16 protein-coding genes are annotated in these 16,780 nt (G+C 56.4%); 15 read left to right on the top strand and 1 reads right to left on the bottom strand.

Annotated elements, in window-relative coordinates:
* Positions 1-31: 31 nt before the first annotated feature.
* Complete coding sequence (locus tag G491_RS0110680) at positions 32-895, bottom strand: beta-keto acid cleavage family enzyme (RefSeq protein WP_028314587.1); 864 nt, start codon at positions 893-895, stop codon at positions 32-34.
* Positions 896-1,481: 586 nt separating this feature from the next.
* Here G491_RS0110680 and G491_RS0110690 point away from each other — a divergent pair.
* From G491_RS0110690 to G491_RS0110760, 15 genes are all read left to right on the top strand, one after another.
* Positions 1,482-2,624: an acyl-CoA dehydrogenase family protein gene (locus tag G491_RS0110690; RefSeq protein WP_028314589.1), complete on the top strand. Its 1,143-nt coding sequence runs from the start codon at positions 1,482-1,484 to the stop codon at positions 2,622-2,624.
* Positions 2,625-2,672: 48 nt separating this feature from the next.
* Positions 2,673-3,782: an acyl-CoA dehydrogenase family protein gene (locus G491_RS0110695; RefSeq protein WP_028314590.1), complete on the top strand. Its 1,110-nt coding sequence runs from the start codon at positions 2,673-2,675 to the stop codon at positions 3,780-3,782.
* Positions 3,783-3,917: 135 nt separating this feature from the next.
* Positions 3,918-4,811: a 3-hydroxyacyl-CoA dehydrogenase family protein gene (locus G491_RS0110700; RefSeq protein WP_028314591.1), complete on the top strand. Its 894-nt coding sequence runs from the start codon at positions 3,918-3,920 to the stop codon at positions 4,809-4,811.
* 18 nt (positions 4,812-4,829) lie between these two features.
* Positions 4,830-5,615 carry an enoyl-CoA hydratase/isomerase family protein gene (locus tag G491_RS0110705; RefSeq protein ID WP_015948094.1) on the top strand — a complete coding sequence of 262 codons (786 nt, stop codon included), beginning with the start codon at positions 4,830-4,832 and terminating at the stop codon, positions 5,613-5,615.
* 95 nt (positions 5,616-5,710) lie between these two features.
* Entirely contained in the window at positions 5,711-6,895 is a 1,185-nt protein-coding gene (locus G491_RS0110710) for a thiolase family protein (protein WP_028314592.1), read from the top strand.
* A gap of 8 nt (positions 6,896-6,903) precedes the next feature.
* A complete protein-coding gene (locus tag G491_RS0110715) occupies positions 6,904-8,052 on the top strand; it encodes a thiolase C-terminal domain-containing protein (RefSeq protein ID WP_035218453.1) in 1,149 nt (382 codons plus the stop codon).
* 12 nt (positions 8,053-8,064) lie between these two features.
* Entirely contained in the window at positions 8,065-9,234 is a 1,170-nt protein-coding gene (locus G491_RS30335) for a thiolase C-terminal domain-containing protein (protein ID WP_035218455.1), read from the top strand.
* A 31-nt stretch (positions 9,235-9,265) separates the two neighbouring features.
* Positions 9,266-9,766 (top strand): Zn-ribbon domain-containing OB-fold protein, encoded by a 501-nt coding sequence (locus G491_RS0110725; protein WP_015948090.1) that lies wholly within the window; start codon positions 9,266-9,268, stop codon positions 9,764-9,766.
* A gap of 23 nt (positions 9,767-9,789) precedes the next feature.
* Positions 9,790-10,254, top strand: a complete 465-nt coding sequence (locus G491_RS30340; RefSeq protein ID WP_051327176.1) for a Zn-ribbon domain-containing OB-fold protein — start codon at positions 9,790-9,792, stop codon at positions 10,252-10,254.
* A 27-nt stretch (positions 10,255-10,281) separates the two neighbouring features.
* On the top strand, positions 10,282-11,313 hold the full coding sequence (locus G491_RS0110735; RefSeq protein WP_028314595.1) for a hypothetical protein: 1,032 nt from the start codon (positions 10,282-10,284) through the stop codon (positions 11,311-11,313).
* Positions 11,314-11,581: 268 nt separating this feature from the next.
* Positions 11,582-12,034: a MaoC/PaaZ C-terminal domain-containing protein gene (locus G491_RS0110740; RefSeq protein ID WP_015948087.1), complete on the top strand. Its 453-nt coding sequence runs from the start codon at positions 11,582-11,584 to the stop codon at positions 12,032-12,034.
* A gap of 18 nt (positions 12,035-12,052) precedes the next feature.
* Positions 12,053-12,706, top strand: a complete 654-nt coding sequence (locus G491_RS0110745) for a PHP-associated domain-containing protein (protein ID WP_028314596.1) — start codon at positions 12,053-12,055, stop codon at positions 12,704-12,706.
* Positions 12,690-13,286 (top strand): metallophosphoesterase family protein, encoded by a 597-nt coding sequence (locus G491_RS0110750; protein WP_028314597.1) that lies wholly within the window; start codon positions 12,690-12,692, stop codon positions 13,284-13,286. The genes G491_RS0110745 and G491_RS0110750 overlap by 17 nt, the downstream gene beginning before the upstream one ends.
* A 133-nt stretch (positions 13,287-13,419) precedes the next feature.
* Positions 13,420-15,225 carry an acyl-CoA dehydrogenase gene (locus G491_RS0110755; RefSeq protein ID WP_028314598.1) on the top strand — a complete coding sequence of 602 codons (1,806 nt, stop codon included), beginning with the start codon at positions 13,420-13,422 and terminating at the stop codon, positions 15,223-15,225.
* Positions 15,226-15,239: 14 nt separating this feature from the next.
* The gene (locus G491_RS0110760; protein WP_028314599.1) at positions 15,240-16,772 is read left to right on the top strand and encodes a phytoene desaturase family protein; all 1,533 of its coding nucleotides are present in this window, start codon (positions 15,240-15,242) and stop codon (positions 16,770-16,772) included.
* Positions 16,773-16,780 lie beyond the last annotated feature (8 nt).

Here is a 16,780-nt window from a genome sequence, read left to right on the forward strand (position 1 = left end):
TCCTTAGCGAGCCCTCCGCCTCCCTAAGCAATCAGGAAGCGCCCCTCAGGCCCATGATTTTTCTCGCCTCGTCCGGCGTTGCGGGCTCCTTGCCCAGAATGGACGCAGCCTTGACAGCCCATTCCACCAGCTCATAGCTGCCTTTGGCCAACTCCCCGTTGGGGACCCGCACATTGTCCTCCAGGCCCACGCGCATATGCCCGCCCATGATGCCGGATTGCAAGATAGCCGGAAACTCGTCCCAGGCCACGCCGCAGGACGTGAAATTGGCGTTGGGAGGCAGCGCGTGCACCATGGCTGCAAAGGCGTCGGCCCGGAAAGCCTGTCCGCCGGCCACGCCGAACACGAAATTGAAATTCATGGGATCCTTGAAAAATCCCTGCTTCATGATGAGCTTGACGTTATCCAACCCGCCCATGTCGTAGACTTCGATTTCGGGCCGCACCCCGTTTTCCTCCATGGCCCGGCCGAAATCCTGCAACATGGTGAAGGTGTTGTCAAAGATGTAATCCACTAACACTTCGCCGGTCTTGCGGTCAATAGTGGCGAAATTCATGGTGTTGGTGTTCAGGGAAGCCATTTCCGGCTTGATCTTCACGATCTGGTCGATGCGCTGCTCGGGGGTCTTGTTGGGGCCCACGGCGGAGCTCAGGTTGACGATCAACTCGGGCGTCTTGTCCTTGATGGCGTCGTAAGTCTCCCTGATGCGGTCCACCTCATGGGTGGCCATGCCGTCGTCCAGGCGGGAATGGACGTGGACCATGGCGGCGCCGGCCTTGTACGCCTTGGCGGCCTCCTCGGCGAATTCCCGGGGCGTGTAAGGCACCGCCGGGTTGTGCTCCTTGCGGGTGGTGGCGCCGGACAAGGCGGCCGTGATGATGATTTTTCTCTTCATGGTTCGATCCTTTTCCGCCCCGGAGTCATTGTCCGGCCGGGGCGCCGGGAGATTGGGAGGCGCCGTGCGCCCTTATTATGGATTTGCGGTCGGCCGGACCGGCCTGCCGCCCCATTTGAATACATATCGAAAACGAGACTTATCGAATCAAAATCAGTAATATCTGTCAATATAAATTTCTGAAAATTTGCCACAGTTTTAAAAATAAACACTTGTTTTTATGTAGAATTACTCCAAATTCCCGGACGGGATTTCAGAAAGATCTTGCTGCATTTACGGATATTTAGAGGGATATAATTGAGTACTATTCATGATGCCCTGCGTCAAGAAAATAATTTTGAGTCAAAATATTCAAGTTTTGTTATCTAAAATAAAATCAAATATATAAAATTGTAATATCTTCTTAACTCCTATTTTTTGCAAAAAAATGCTCTTGACAATCCGGGAAGGCGGGGGCTAAAGAGTGGGTAAGAATGCTGAATATAATTCATTTGGGGGGAGGTCTAAGGCAAAACTCAGTTGAGGCCCCCCTAATCCCCGAAAAACGGCCCCCAAAAAGGCCCTTCTCACCCATGTCAGAGGCGTTATGGAATTCGCGTTTTCCCGTGAACAACTCATGTTCAAAAAAGAAGTGCTTAATTTCGCCAAAAAGGAAATCGCCCCCAGGGCCCAGGAACACGACCTCAAAGGAGAATTCGACCTGGAATCCTTTAAGAAAATGGCGGACTTCGGAATCCTGGGACTGCATTTTCCCGAAGAATACGGCGGAAGCGGCGCCGACGTCATCACCACGGCCCTGGCCGGAGAGGCGCTGGCTGAAGGCGGGGCCGACTCGGGCTTTTTGCTGGCCTACGGCGCCCATACCTTTTTATGCGGCGACACCATTTTCAGGAACGCCGCGGAGGAGCAGCGGAAAAAATACATTCCCAAAATCTGCTCCGGCGAGATGATCGGATGCATGGGCGTGACCGAGCCCGACGCCGGCTCGGACATGGCTTCCATGAAGACCACCGCCGAAAAGGCCGGCGATAAATACATATTGAACGGCAGCAAGATGTTCATTACCAACGGCCCCATTGCCGACGTGGCCGTGGTCTACGCCAAGACCGACCCCACGGCCAAGCACGCCGGGGTTTCGGCTTTTATTGTGGAAAAGGGAACTCCGGGCTTCTCGGCCGGGCCTCCCTTGAAAAAAATGGGCGTGCGCACCTCGTTGACTTCGGAGCTGATTTTCGCTGATTGCGAAGTTCCCGCGGAAAACCTCCTGGGCAAGGAAGGGGACGGCTTTAAAATGGCCTCCCAGACCGTGGAGTGGGACAGAAGCGTGCTCCTGGCGCCCACCGTGGGATCGGTAGCCTACCTAATTAACAAGTGCTCCCGCTACGCCAAGGACCGCATCCAGTTCGACCACCCCATCGCCGAATACCAGGCTGTCAAGCGCAAGCTGGCCGAGTTGAAAATATTCGAAGAAGCCGCCCGCTCCCTGGTGTACCGCATCGCCTGGGCCAAGGACCAGGGCCAGCCCCTGAACCATCTTTACGCCTCCGTGGCCAAACTCTTCATCGGCGACTGGAGCATGGCCCCCATGAACGACGCGGTCACCCTTCACGGCGGATACGGCTACTGCCAGGAATACGACGTGGAACGGGTTTTCCGGGACGGCCGTTTGGCCGCCATCGGCGGGGGAACTTCGGATATTCAAAGGATGATTATCAGCCGCATGATCTGATCGCCCTTTGCGGTCTGCATGTAAAAGTCTTACCGGCGAGGAGCTGCAATGCAATACGAGTTTTCACAACAAAGCAACGAGCTGTTTGGAGCCCTGGAGTCCGTTATTTCCAATTTGGACATAAAGGATGGGCAAGCGGACGACTCCCTGTTGAGAAGCGCCGCCGCCTCCCTGGCGTCCACCGGCTACCTGAACCTGGGCCTGAGCGAGGCCGGAGAATCGCCCGCCATGTTCAAGGCCATGGAAGCCGCGGCCGCGGCATCGCCCTCCCTGTACCTGAAGCTGGAAGTCAGCGCGCGGGTTTTCGGTCGGGTCGTGGCCCGGTGGGGAAGCGACTGGCAAAAGGAAAAAATCCTTTCGCCGCTGCTTTTCGGCGAGCTTTTGGGAACCCTGGCCTTGTCCGAGGAATCCCTGAATGTGGACAACGACCCCTTGCAAACCATGGGCGAGAAAAACGGCGACATGGTTGTCGTAAACGGCCGCAAACAGTTTGTGGTGAACGGCGCGGACGCCGACTGCATAGCCGTCGCCGGAGTCCTGAACGGGCAGGGCGCCCTGTTCCTCATTCCCAAAGGCGCCAAGGGGCTGGAGGTCGGGCCTCCGTTCTCCGCCCTGGGTTATGAAAGCGCCGGCATTTGCAGCCTGGAGTTGAAAGACTGCACCGTCCCCGAAGCTCAGGTCATCTCCGGGCTGAAAATGGACGACATGCTGGACACGCTCCGGTTTTGGGAAAACCAGGTGCTCATCGGCGCCAGCCTGGGCCTGATGAAAGCCTCCTTTGAAGAGGCCCGCGTTTACGCAAAGTCCCACAAGACCGGCGGCCGCCCCATCATAGCCTATCAGGAAGTGGGATTCCGGCTGTCCGACATGCTCACCCTGCATCAGGCCGCCCAGTTGCTGGCATACCGGGCCGGGTGGATGGCCGACTCCAAGGACAAGGAAGCAACCGCCCTGATCCTGTGCGCCAAGGTTTTTGCCACCGAAGCTGCGGAAAAGGTTTCCAGCGACGCCCTGAAAATTCTGGGCGCCAAGGGTTTTGCAACGCCCAATCCCGCCGAATCCGGCTTTAGAAGCTCCAAGTTCGGCCAGATCGCCGGAACGTCCACGGAAATCAGCCGCATGAAAATCGGGGACGCGGTCCTGGGCAAGAGAAAGTAAAACCATGGGGTCAAATCTACGTTTGACGTTTGAGAAGTGAAAAAAACGGTCAAACGTCAAAAGTAGATTTGACCCCATCCTGGCGAGGTTTTTTTAAATAAATCAACCCAACCATCAAAGCGGAGGTTTTTGGGCATGGATATTTTAAGACTCACGGTATTAGGCGCAGGCGTCATGGGGCATGGCATCGCGCAAAAGGCGGCCATGTCGGGCATCAAGACCACCTTGTTCGACATTGATCAGACCATGCTGGACAAGGCCCAGGGCGTTATCTCGAAAAACATTGAAAAGCATTTTGTGGGCAAGGGGAAAATCACGGCGGAAGAGGGCGAGGAAATCCTAGGCCGTCTCACCACTTCCACGGACCTGGTCGCCGCCGCCAAAGAGGCGGACATGGTCATCGAGGCCGTGCCGGAAAACCTGGAGCTGAAAAAAAGCCTGTTTTCCAAGCTGGATGAAATCTGCCCGGAACATGCCATTCTGGCTACCAATACGTCGGTGCTGCCCGTAACCGCCATCGCCGGCGCCACCAAGCGCCCGGAAAAATGCATCGGGACGCATTTTTTCAATCCCGCCGCGGTCATGAAGCTGGTGGAAGTGGTCCTGCCCGTGGGCGTGGCTGAAGAAACCGTGGAAACGGTCATGAACTTCTGCAAGCAGTTGGGCAAGGTTCCGGTCCGGGTCAAGGACGTGCCAGGATTCATCGTCAACCGCCTCTTGTGCCCCTTATATATGGAAGCCGCCCAGATCGTCCTGGAAGGCACGGCCACGGCCGAGGAAGTGGACACGGCCATGAAGCTGGGCGCCGGACATCCCATGGGCCCCTGCGAACTGGCCGATTTCGGCGGCTTCGACGTCATCCAGATGGCTCAGGACAGCATCTACGAATACACCCATCGCGAAAGCGATCGCTTGAACATTCTGTACCGCAAAATGCTGGAAGCAGGCAGGCTGGGCCGGAAGAACGGCAAGGGCTTCTACGATTACGAAGCCGACGGAACCAAAAAGCTCTTCAAACTTTTCCAATAAACGACGTGAGGAATTCCCATGGAATTTGAAGATATCAGAGTGGAAAAGGCGGACGGAATCGCCGTCATCACCATTGACCGGCCCAAGGTTCTCAACGCCATTCGCTACGTGACCATGCTGGAGATCGACAAGGCTCTGGACGACATCGAGGAAGACGAAAGCATCCGGGTGCTGGTGATCACCGGCGCCGGGGACAAAGCCTTTATCTCCGGCGGCGACATTTCCATCATGGCAAGGGGTCGCGGATACGTGGAAACCCTGACCGAAACGCCCAAGGGCCAGGCGGTCTGCACTCGGATCGAGCATTTTCCCAAGCCGGTCATCGCCCGGATCAACGGCTTCGCCCTGGGCGGAGGCACGGAAGTGGCCCTTTCGTGCGACATCCGCATCGCTGTGGAGCACGCCATTATGGGCCTGCCTGAAATCAAGCTGGGCATCATCCCGGGCTACGGGGGAACCCAGCGTCTGCCCCGGCTGGTTGGCATGGGCAAAGCCAAGGAGCTTATCATGACCGGCGATCACATCTCCGCCATGGAAGCCCTGAACATCGGGCTGGTGAACCACGTGGTCCCCAAAGAAGAGCTGGACGTTCTGGTTTCCAAGATGGCCGGTAAAATCGCCAGCAAAAGCCCCATCGCTTTGCACATGGCCAAGGCCTCCATCAATAACGGCGTGCAGGCCGATCTCAGGACCGGTCTGGATTATGAAGCCCGCTGCTTTTCCCTGTGCTTCGGCTCCGAAGACAGGGTGGAGGGCACCAACGCATTCATGGAGAAGCGCAAGCCCAAGTTCACGGGCCGTTAGATATCCGTTTCCGCGGCAAGGTGTGGAGCCTTGCCCGGAAATTCTCATTTGCCGGGGGTATTTACCTAATTTCTTAGGATAAAAAGGTGGAAGCAATGAAAGAAGTTTACTTGGTGGACGGAGTCAGAACGGCCATCGGCAGGATGGGCGGCTCCTTGTCCATGTTCCGGCCGGAGGAACTGGCCGCATTCGCCCTGAAGGGGCTCATAGAAAAAACAGGCATTGACCCGTCCATTGTGGACGACGTGCTGGTCGGGCATGCCTGCACGAATAACGCGGCGGTGAACATCGCCAGATGGGCGGCGCTGAAGGCGGGCTTTCCGTACTCCGTGCCGGCCCAGACTGTGGAAAGGCAATGCGGCTCCGCGCTCCAGACCATCAATTCCGCGGCCGCCAACATCAAGGCCGGCTTCGGCGAGGTGTACATCGCCGGAGGGTGTGAATCCTGGAGCAATCAGCCTTATCTCATGGAGCGCCAAAAGCAGCCTTTCTCCCTGGTTCCGCCCAAGTATATCACCCGGCAGGTGGGACCCACCGAGGAAACCGATGCGCCCATGGGCATTGTGGCTGAGATCCTGGCCGACGAGTTCGGCGTTTCCCGCGAGGAGCAGGACGCCTTCGGGCTGCGCAGCCAGACCCGGGCCATCCAGGCCATCAAGGAGGGATATTTCAAGGAGGAAATCGTTCCCGTGAAAGTCCCGCAAAGAAAAGGCGATCCCATCATTTTCGACCAGGACGAGCATCCCCGGGAGACCAACCCCGAGAAGCTGGCCAAGCTGCGTCCAGCCTTTAAAAAAGACGGAACCGTCACCGCCGGAACTTCTTCGGGCCTGAACGACGGCGCCGTGGCCAACTTGGTCGCATCCCAGGAAAAATGCGAGGAATTGAGCTTAAAGCCCCTGGCCCGCTTTGTCTCCTGCGCCCTTGGCGCCCGGGAGCCCAAATACATGGGCGTGGCGCCGGTCATTGCCATGGAAAAAGCCTTGGTTAACGCAGGACTCACCATGGCCGACATGGACGTGGTGGAGTGCAACGAGGCTTTCGCCTCCCAGACCCTGGCCGTCATGAAAAGCCTCAAGAAAAACGGCCACGAGTTTGACGAGGAAAAATGGAATCCCAACGGCGGCGCCATTGCTTTCGGCCATCCCAACGGCATGTCCGGCGGCAGGCTGGCCCTGGCCGTTGTGCATCAGTTGAAGCGCATCCAGGGCCGTTACGGCATGGCCACGCTGTGCATCGGCGGAGGCCAGGGAATCGCCGCCATCTTCGAAAGAATATAGGGGGAGTCATGTCTGACAGAGTTGCAATAGTCGGAGTCGCCCAAACGCGGTTCAGCCCCAAAAGGGCCGACGCCAACGTGGCTGAACTGGCCTACGAAGTCATTGAGAAGGTCCTGAACGACACGGGCCTTTCCATTGAAAAGGACATCGACAACACCATCAGCTGCTCCCACGACATCTGGGACGGCCAGACAATTTCCAATATCGGCATTACCGACGTGGCCGGCGGCCATCTTCGCACGGAAGAAAAAATGGCCATGGACGGCAGCACGGCGGCCTATTACGGCACCGTGGGAATCCTGTCCGGCGAATACGAATGCACCTTGCTGCTCGCCCACACCAAAATGTCCCAGACCAACCGGCACATCGTCAATAACGACGCCTTTGAGCCCATATACTCCCGTCAGTTGGGCCTGGACTTCACCTCCGCAGGCGCCTTGCAGGCCAGAAGGTACATGCACGCCCACAACCTTTCCAGGGAGGACACGGCCCGGGTGGTCATGAAAAATCTGGGCGCCGCCATGGCCAATCCGCTCTCCTGCCGGTTCGGTTATTACGGGATGGACGACGTGCTTTCCTCTGAAATGGAAGCCGATCCCCTGACCACCATGGACATCGCGCCGGACGTGGACGGCGCTGTGGCCATGATTGTCGCGTCCGAAAGCAAGGCGAAAAAGATTACGGATACGCCGGTCTGGATTCAAGGCCTGGGCTCCTGCTACGACGACTATTTTTTGGGAGACCGGGATCTTGCGGAATGCATGGCTTTGGAAAAAGCCGCAGCCCAGGCTTATAAAATGGCCGGGATAAGCAACCCCGTCAAAGACCTGGACTTGATCGAGCTGTCCGACGAATTTTCCTATCAGGAGCTTTTATGGCTGGAAGGCCTGGGCGTGTGCAAGCCCGGGGAAGCCGCCAAGCTGACCGAGTCCGGCTTTACCTCCAGGGAGGGAGAGCTCCCCGTAAATCCGTCCGGCGGCGTGCTTTCCGGAGTTCCCGCCAACGTCATGGGCCTCAACCGGGTGGCCGAGGCGGCGCTTCAGTTGATGGGCAAAGCGGGCGAGCGCCAGGTGCAAAACGCCAAACGCGCCGTCGCTCAGGGGCATACGGGATTTTGCGGACAACATCAATGCGTCATCGTGCTGGGAAACCAATAAGGGAGGGATGATATGAAACGCAATGTGGCCATAATCGGCGGCGGCCAAACTTATCATGCCGCCCGCAGGCACGACGTGGACCAGGGCGAGATGGTCAACGAAGCCGTACGGGCCGCCCTTAAAGACGCCCAGATGACCATGGACGACATCGACGCGGTGTTTTTGGGCAACATGGAATTTTTCGAGGGCACCCACCTGACCGACTGCTGGCTGGCCGGCTCTGCAGGAGCTTACGGCAAGCCCGGCATGAAGATCACCACGGGCGGCACCGTGGGCGCCACCATCATCGGCGCGGGCATGCATCATATAGCTGCGGGTCTTTTTGACAGGGTTTTGTGCATAGGCTTTGAAAAGCAGGAGGAAGGGGACACAGGCGCCATCCTGAGCGGCGTGGCCCATCCTTTGTACGGACGCTCCATGGCCGGCGCGGCCGTGGGATACTTCGCCATGATGGGAACTTCCTACATGGCCGCCTGGGGCGCCAAGGAAGAGCACGCGGCCATGGTCGCAGTCAAAGCCCGGCAGAACGCCCGCAAGAACCAATACGCTCATCTGAAGCTGGATATCACCATAGAAGACGCTTTGAACTCCCGCATGCTGGCTTATCCGGTCCGGATGCTGGATATGTGCCCGGCCTCCAACGGCGCCTGCGCTGTTATTCTGGGGGACGAAAAAACTGCCAAGGATCGCTGCAAAAAGCCTGTCTGGATTCGGGCCATGGACACCGCCCATAACGAACAGTTTGAAATCGACTGGCGGAATGTCACCCTGACCAAGCCCATCTTTTCCACGGCTTGCGCGGCCAGGATGTACAAAAGGCTGGGCGTGGACGATCCCAAAAAATATTTCGACGTGTTCGAAATTTACGAGCCGGCGACCTGGGCGGAAATGGTCTGGTACGAAGACCTGGGCCTGTGCGGCCGAGGCGAGGGCTTCAAGCTCATGGAGGAAGGCGCCACGGCCATTGACGGCCCCATCCCTGTGAATCCTTCGGGCGGAGTCTTGTCCACAAACTGCATCGGCGCTTCCGCCATGCTGCGCGTTTGGGAGGCGGCCCTGCAAATTCGGGGCGACGCCGGAGGCCATCAGGTTCCCAATGAGGTCAATCGGGCTTTGGCCACGGCATACGGCGGGACCAACTGGACCGTCATGACCGCTTTGTCGAGTTCCACCGAGGATTAAACCTAATGCGCCCTTGGGAAAGGATGTTGGCATGAATCAGAAAAATACGGATACCGAACAAATATGCGTCCCCATGACCGTGGACGTCCCGTACCGGTTTGCGGCGGGCAAGTACATGGCCAGGTTTTTGACGGAGCTTAGGGATAACGGCCGCTTTGTGGGCATCAAGTGCCCTTCCTGCAACCGGGTTCAGATGCCTCCCCGGGTGGTGTGCGCGGCATGCCACGTGAAAAATGACGAGTGGGTGGAGCTGTCCTCCGAAGGTACGATGGTCGGATTTACCATCATGTACCTTCCTTTGACGGATCCCACCACGGGAAAGCCCCACGAACCGCCCTTTGTGTACGGGTCGGTCAGGCTGGACGGTTCGGACTCCACCGTGGAGCACATGGTCAACGTAGAGCCGGACCTGGACAAAGTCTGGGTGGGCATGCGGATGAAAGTGGTCTTGCGGGACAGGGAAGAGCGCATTGGGGATTTGAGCGACATCATACATTTTGAACCTCTTCCGGGCCAGAAAAGGCCGCAGTAATATATTTCGGGGGGAAAGAGATAATGGAAAGTAAATCCGTCCAAGCTCCATTTGAGGTGGATCAGCATATTACAGCCCACAGCAATTACTTCGTCGGAAAAATGGGCAGCAAGTTCTATATCGCCCTTAGGGACTCCAAGGAAATCCTGGGCGTCCGGTGCAAGACCTGCTCCAAAGTGCTTTGGCCGCCCCGGGAAACCTGCGGCCGCTGCTTTTCTCTGCTTACGGAAGACGATTTGGTGAAAATCGGCCCGGGCGGGAGCGTGGTTTCGTTCACCCGCGTGCATTACAATGAGCCCATCCATCCCGACGTGGACGCCCCCCTGGTTTACGCCGTGATTCAACTGGACGGGGCCGACTCCGGCATGACCCATCTGATCGGCCGGGTGGATCCCGACCAGATTGAGATCGGCATGCGCGTGACCCCGGTCTTCATAGAAAACAGAAAGGGCAACATTCTGGACATTGTGTATTTCAAGCCGGAATAAACAGGATTAGGCGGCAAAGGGGGACTCATGGATACCCAAGAGCAAAAAAACTATCTGGCCATGTGGGACGGCGAGTTATCCGCCGAAAGAAATCCGGCCAACTACCAGCGTCAGGACGATGGGTCGCATATTTTTCATAATGAAAAAGATTATTATGAATGGTGGTACTTTGACGCGGCCTTTGACAACGGCTATCACGTGGTCATCACCTTTCACTACCACAACGTCTTTCTTAAGCCCATGGCGCCGTCCATCCAGATTTTCATCTACAAGCCCGACGGCCAAAAAATCGAAAAATACGACCTCAGCCCCATGGATAGCATCAGCGCCCACCCAGACTATTGCAACGTCAGAATGGGGGATAGCTGGGTCCGGGACATGGGAGACCATTACGAGCTTTCCATCATGGTGCGCGGCGTCGGCGCCAAACTGCGCTTCACCAATACGGTTCCCTCGTGGAAGCCGGGCCGGGGCTTTAACTACAAAAACGAAGATACGGGCAAGATTTCAGGCTGGGTGGTTCCCCAGCCCTGCGCCAGGGTGGAAGGCGATCTCATCATCAAGGACGAAGTCATCCCGGTTCAGGGAAGCGGCTATCATGACCACAATTGGGGCAACTGCCGGTTTCATGAAATTTTCTGGGGCTGGTATTGGGGCCGCATCCAAAATCCCCAATACACCATTGTCTACGGCTGGGTGATTCCCAAGGATAAAACCGGCCCTATCGTAACGCCTTTGCTCATCGCCCGGGAAAACGAAGTGCTTCTCTCCACCAATTCCATGGAAGGCAAATGCCTGGAAATGGGCAGGGACGAGAAATTTCAGCGGGAGTATCCGACCCATCTGACCCTGGCGACGGACGCCCAGGGCGTAAAGATGAACCTGGATATTACCGCGCACAGGCTTATCGAAGCCATGCAGCTTCCCCCCAGCACGGACTGGCCCCAGTATTACAACCGGTGCCTTGCCCATTATAAACTGGATCTGGAAGTGGACGGCAAAAAGGACCTGCTGGAAGGCGAGTTCCTGCACGAAACCATGCTGCTGCAAGAGGAATAAAGCATGGGGTCAAATCTACGTTTGACGTTTGAGACTTTGGAACTCGTTCCCATGCTTTTCGTGGGAATGTATACGGAGGCTGCTTAAGAGGGATTGCTTCCCTTTAGGCGAATTTATGTTGGGTTCAAAGTCCAAGGGTGTTTTTGATGCTTGATGGACCAGCGCAGGACTTCTTAACCCAACCTTGTACGAAACCTGTTGACGCGGCTTAGGTTGGGTAGAGCTTGCGAAACCCAACAAATGCCTTGTGTACGGACTGGAGAGGGACATGGAAAAAACCTATTTGGAAGATTACGAAGTCGGGGAAGAATTCACCTCTCCGGCCAGGACCATGACCGAAGCCGACATCGTTAATTTCGCAGGAATGACGGGCGACTGGCATCCTATCCACACCAACGTGGAATTCGCTTCCCAAACGCCGTTTAAAGAGCGAATCGCCCACGGCATGCTGACTTTGTGCCTGGGCAGCGCGCTCATATTCCGGTTGGGGCAGTACGTGGCCCTGCCGAAATCCTTTATCGCTTTTTACGGCATGGACAAGGTGCGGTTTGTGGGGCCGGTGAAGATTCACGACACCATTAAAACGACCATGAAAATCCTGGCCCTGGAGAACAAGGACGAAAAACGCGGGATCATGGTCTGCGAAAACACCATATCCAACCAGCGGGACGAAGCTGTGGTGATTTACACCACCCGGGCCTTGGTGGGGCGCAGGCCTTAGCCGGACGTAGGCGCGAGCATGGAATTCGATCTTCACATACACACCAACCGGTTTTCCGGGTGCAGCAACATTGACCCCGGAGAAGTGATCGCAAGGGCGCTGGCCGCAGGCCTTGACGGCATCGCCCTGACTGAGCACGGAATCCGTTGGCCGGACGGAGAGATCGAAAAATTGCTGGATCAATGCGGAGAGAAAAAGCTCATTGTCCTGCCAGGAGAAGAAGCCGCCTGCTACTCCTCCCGGGGGGAATTCCAGGGCGAGTTCCTGGTGTTCGGGCATCCAAAAAGCCTTGGCTCCGCATTGAGCGTGGAAGCCCTGGTGGAGCGCGTTCATGAGTCCGGCGGCGTGGTAGTCGCCGCCCATCCGTTCAAACGGGCGCGTCGTGGAAACGCCTATTACGGGTGCGGCGACAACGCGGGAAAATACGACCTGGACGGCATGGAAACCCTGCATCCTTCCTATGATGAAGAAGGCCTGGAAAAAGCCTGGGCTCTTTGCCAATCCGCCGGATTGGCGTCCATAGGGGGCAGCGACGCCCATGCACCCGAGCAGATCGGGAAGGTGCGCACCGTGTTTGAGCGGCCTATACAAAGCCTGGAAGATCTCTGCAGGGAGATCCGGGAGGGGAGGTCCAGGGCGGCGATTGCAAAAGACAATGGCGAAATCAAATAGTCCGGCCGTGCGCCTTGGCGTGTTTTCGGACACCCACGGCAATGCGCGGTACATGCAGGAGGCGCTGCAGAATCTCGGGCCGTTTAACATGATCATCCATCTTGGGGATGGGGTCCGGGAAGGCCGGGAATTGGCCAAACAATGGGGACTGCCTTTCATGGGGGTGCGCGGCAATGAGGATTACGGCGCTCTGGCCCCCATGGACGACGACATATCCTTTCACGGATTCAAGGTCTTCATGATGCACGGGCATCAGATGGAAATCAATCCGTACCAGGACGCCGAGACCTGGGATCGGCATTATAAGGAAATGGCCCAAAGGGCCGCACGAAACAGCGCCGATATTTTTCTTTTCGGTCACACGCACAAACCGGTTTTGAAGAATCAGGAGGGGGTTCTTATCTGCAATCCGGGAGACCATTATCTGGGATCTTCCTTTCCTCCCGGATTTATCGAACTGGTAATCGAACCCCGCAAAGCGGCGGCGGTTTTGTTTTTACGTAAATCCGCCGGGCGATGGATTGAAAGCGCCCGGGAGGAGTTGCACAGCCAAACGGCGGACGAAGCGGTTGGCGAGTAATACAATAAGCGTTTTGAAGGTTGGATAGAGTTTGCGAAACCCAACACAAAGGGGTCGAACACAAGCGATTGGGATTTTTCATATTCCGGAGAGAACGACTATCTCCCGGAAATAATAATCAAGGAGGAATAAGGTGGCGGATAAATTTTACAGCGAGCGGAATCTTAAATTCCTGCTTTACGAGGTTTTTGATGCAGCGTCTCTGACCAAATACGATTACTACAGCGAACACAATAAAAAGATGTTCGACATGGTCCTGGCGGAGGCGGACAAGCTGGCTAAAAAAATGATGCGCCCCATCCTTGAGGAAATGGACCGCAACCCGCCCGAGTTGGAAGACGGGTCCATCAGGGTGCATGACGACGTCAGGAAGATCCTGGACGAATGCGGCAAGGGCGGCTGGATCACCGCTTCCAAGCCGGTTGATCACGGCGGCGATCAACTTCCCTTGATGATTACGGACAGTTGCCAGTATATATTCTGCGCGGCCAACTATTCGGCGGCCGTGTATCCCGGATTGAACGCCGGAGCGTCCCATCTCATAGAAGAATTCGGTTCCGAGGATTTAAAGGAAACCTATCTTCCCAATCTGCACAACGGTACATGGCAGGGCACCATGGCCTTGACCGAGCCCGGGGCGGGAAGCTCTCTTTCCGACCTGGAAACTTCGGCGGAACCCACGGAAGAGGGGTATTACCTGATCCGCGGCCAAAAGATATTCATTTCAGCAGGGGACCACAACTGCGTGGACAACGTAGTCCACCTTATGCTCGCGAAAATCAAGGGAGGCCCTCCTGGGGTCAAAGGCATATCCTTGTTTGTGGTTCCCAAGTTTAGGCCCGCTCTGGGGGGCGGGCTTGAGCCCAATGATGTGGTTGCTTCGGGGGTGTACCACAAAATGGGCTACCGTGGGGCTCCTATCGCTCAGCTAAGTATGGGGGACGGCGACAATTGCCGCGGATGGCTGGTCGGGGAGCCCCACAAAGGTCTTTTCTACATGTTTCAGATGATGAATGAAGCACGTCTTGGGGTTGGGTTGGGGGCTACAGCCATAGCGTCGGCTGCATATTATGCAGCTTTGGAATATTGCAGGGAAAGGCGGCAAGGTCGGAAAATCGGCCAAAAAGACCCCACCCAACCCCAGGTTCCCATCATCGAACATGCGGACATCCGCCGGGCCCTGCTTTTTCAAAAGGCCATTATCGAGGGCTCGCATTCCCTGCTGCTGCAAGGCTGCAAATACGCGGACATGATGCGCGTGACCACCGGAGAGGAGCAGGAGCGTTACTCCCTGCTTCTGGACCTCTTGACTCCCGTGGCCAAGACCTATCCCTCGGAGATGGGCATCCAGGCTGTCAGCCAGGGGCTGCAATGCTTCGGCGGGTCCGGCTACTGCGACGACTATCCCCTGGAGCAGTACTACCGCGACATGCGCATTCATCCCATTCACGAGGGAACCACAGCCATCCACGGCCTGGACATCCTGGGCCGCAAGGTGGTCATGAAAGAAGGCAAGGCCTTCGCCATATTCAAGCAAGAGGTTTTGCAGACGGCGCAAAGCGCGGAGGCCGACAACGAACTGAAGGGATTCGGCGGAAAGCTGAAAGCCGCCCTGGAAGTCTTGGACGACGCCACCAAGCACCTGCTCAACCTGGCCGCCAAAAAGGGGCCGGAATACTTCCTGGCGGACGCCACTCTTTATCTGGAATTGTTCGGCATCGTCACCATCGCCTGGCAATGGCTGGTCCAGGGGCTTGCAGCAAGCAAGGCTTTGAGCGAAGGCGCCAAGAAAAAGGACGTGAACTTCTACAACGGCAAGATTGTTACCCTGAATTATTTTTACGCGTACGAACTTCCTAAAATTACCGGCCTGAGCATTCGGCTGCTTAACACGGACGGCCTCACCGTGGACTTGGATACGGCGATATTTAACGACTAACGGAGGGAATAGCCATGACGGATCAAAATAAATACGACGCCATAATCATAGGGGCCGGAGTGGGCGGCCTCACCGTGGGATCGCTTCTGGCAAAGCACGGCAAAAAGGTGCTGATTCTTGAACAGAACGACCGTGTCGGGGGCAGGGCCTTGTCCGTAGCAGGCGAGGAAATCACCAAACGCGGCGCCCAGTGGTACAAGGATATCCTGGAAACCCAATACACCTATGTGGCCAGCTCCGAACCTGAGTTGGAAGAGTTGGTGAAAAGCGGCATGCTGAACGGATACGTCCTGGACGTGGGGTATCACGCCCTGAGCATGAACGGCAACGCCTACCTGTACGATTTTGTGCAGCAGATCGACGGCATTGACGGCGTGAAAATGAACGGCAGCCACTACGGCACTTATTACAAGGGCGAGTTTTACATGGACCTGATCGGGTCCCAGCCCGTGGATCCCAGGTATGTGGAAATTGCTGAAAGGGAGAAAATCCCCTTTTATAAATATTACACCACGCCGTACAAACTTAATGATGAACAGATCGACGAATTGGAAAAGGTCTCCCTCCAGCAATGGGGAGAGGAAATGGGCCTGACCAAAAACGACATCCTTTGGAACAATCTCTGCTCGGTCAGCACCTTGTTCTCCACCATCAACAATCCTGAGGATATTTCCATTGGCGACATCTTCCGCTTCTTCAAGCACGCTGTCAGCCCCAAGCTGGAAAAAGGGCTGTGCGAATACGTAGGGGGATTCGTGTCCGGCGGCGTCATGGAATGGAGCAAGGCCGTGGCCCGCAAGTATCAGGAACTGGGCGGCGAGCTGTCTCTGGAAACCAGGGTTCGGGAAGTGGTCATAGAAAACGGCAGGGCCACCGGCGTGATTGCGGAAAACGGGAGCGGAGAAATGAAGGTTTATCAGGCGGAAGCCGTGGTGAGCAACGTTCCGGCCCAGGATTCCTTCAAGTTCATGGATAAATCCCACTTTCCCGGAGACTGGGCTCAAAAGACCGAAACCATGTACGGCTACGGAAGCTACGTTCCGTACTGGGGCCTCAACTCCCTGGCCATGCCCGAAGAGCACGCCACGCGCAATTATAAAAATAGTTGCGTGCTGCCCAAGGAAGAAGGCTTTGATTATGACGTGTACATTTGCTGGAGCATCCAGTCGGCCCTGGATCCCTCCGTGGCGCCGGACGGCAAATACCTGTACACGGCCTATCTGCCCCTGACCGAATCCGAGGCCAAGAATAAGGTTTTGGTGGATAAAATCGTCAAACGCCTGCCGGATTTTATGGAAGAAATTTATCCCGGCTTCAAAAAGACCATCGATTGGAAACTGGACCTCATGTGCTGGAAGTTGGAAGGCGTGGCCAAAAGCGTGTCCCAGGCAGGCACCCAAAAAGTTCCGGTTAAGTCTCCTCACGTGGAAGGCCTGTACTTTGCCGGAGACACGGCCAAGGGCTACGGCGTGGCCATGGACTGCGCCTGCACCTCGGGCATGATCTGCGCGTCCGAAATGCTGGGCGTGGATTTTGGAGTCCGCTAACCTCGTTA

Source organism: Desulfatibacillum aliphaticivorans DSM 15576 (assembly GCF_000429905.1).
In the GTDB taxonomy this organism is placed as follows: domain Bacteria; phylum Desulfobacterota; class Desulfobacteria; order Desulfobacterales; family Desulfatibacillaceae; genus Desulfatibacillum; species Desulfatibacillum aliphaticivorans.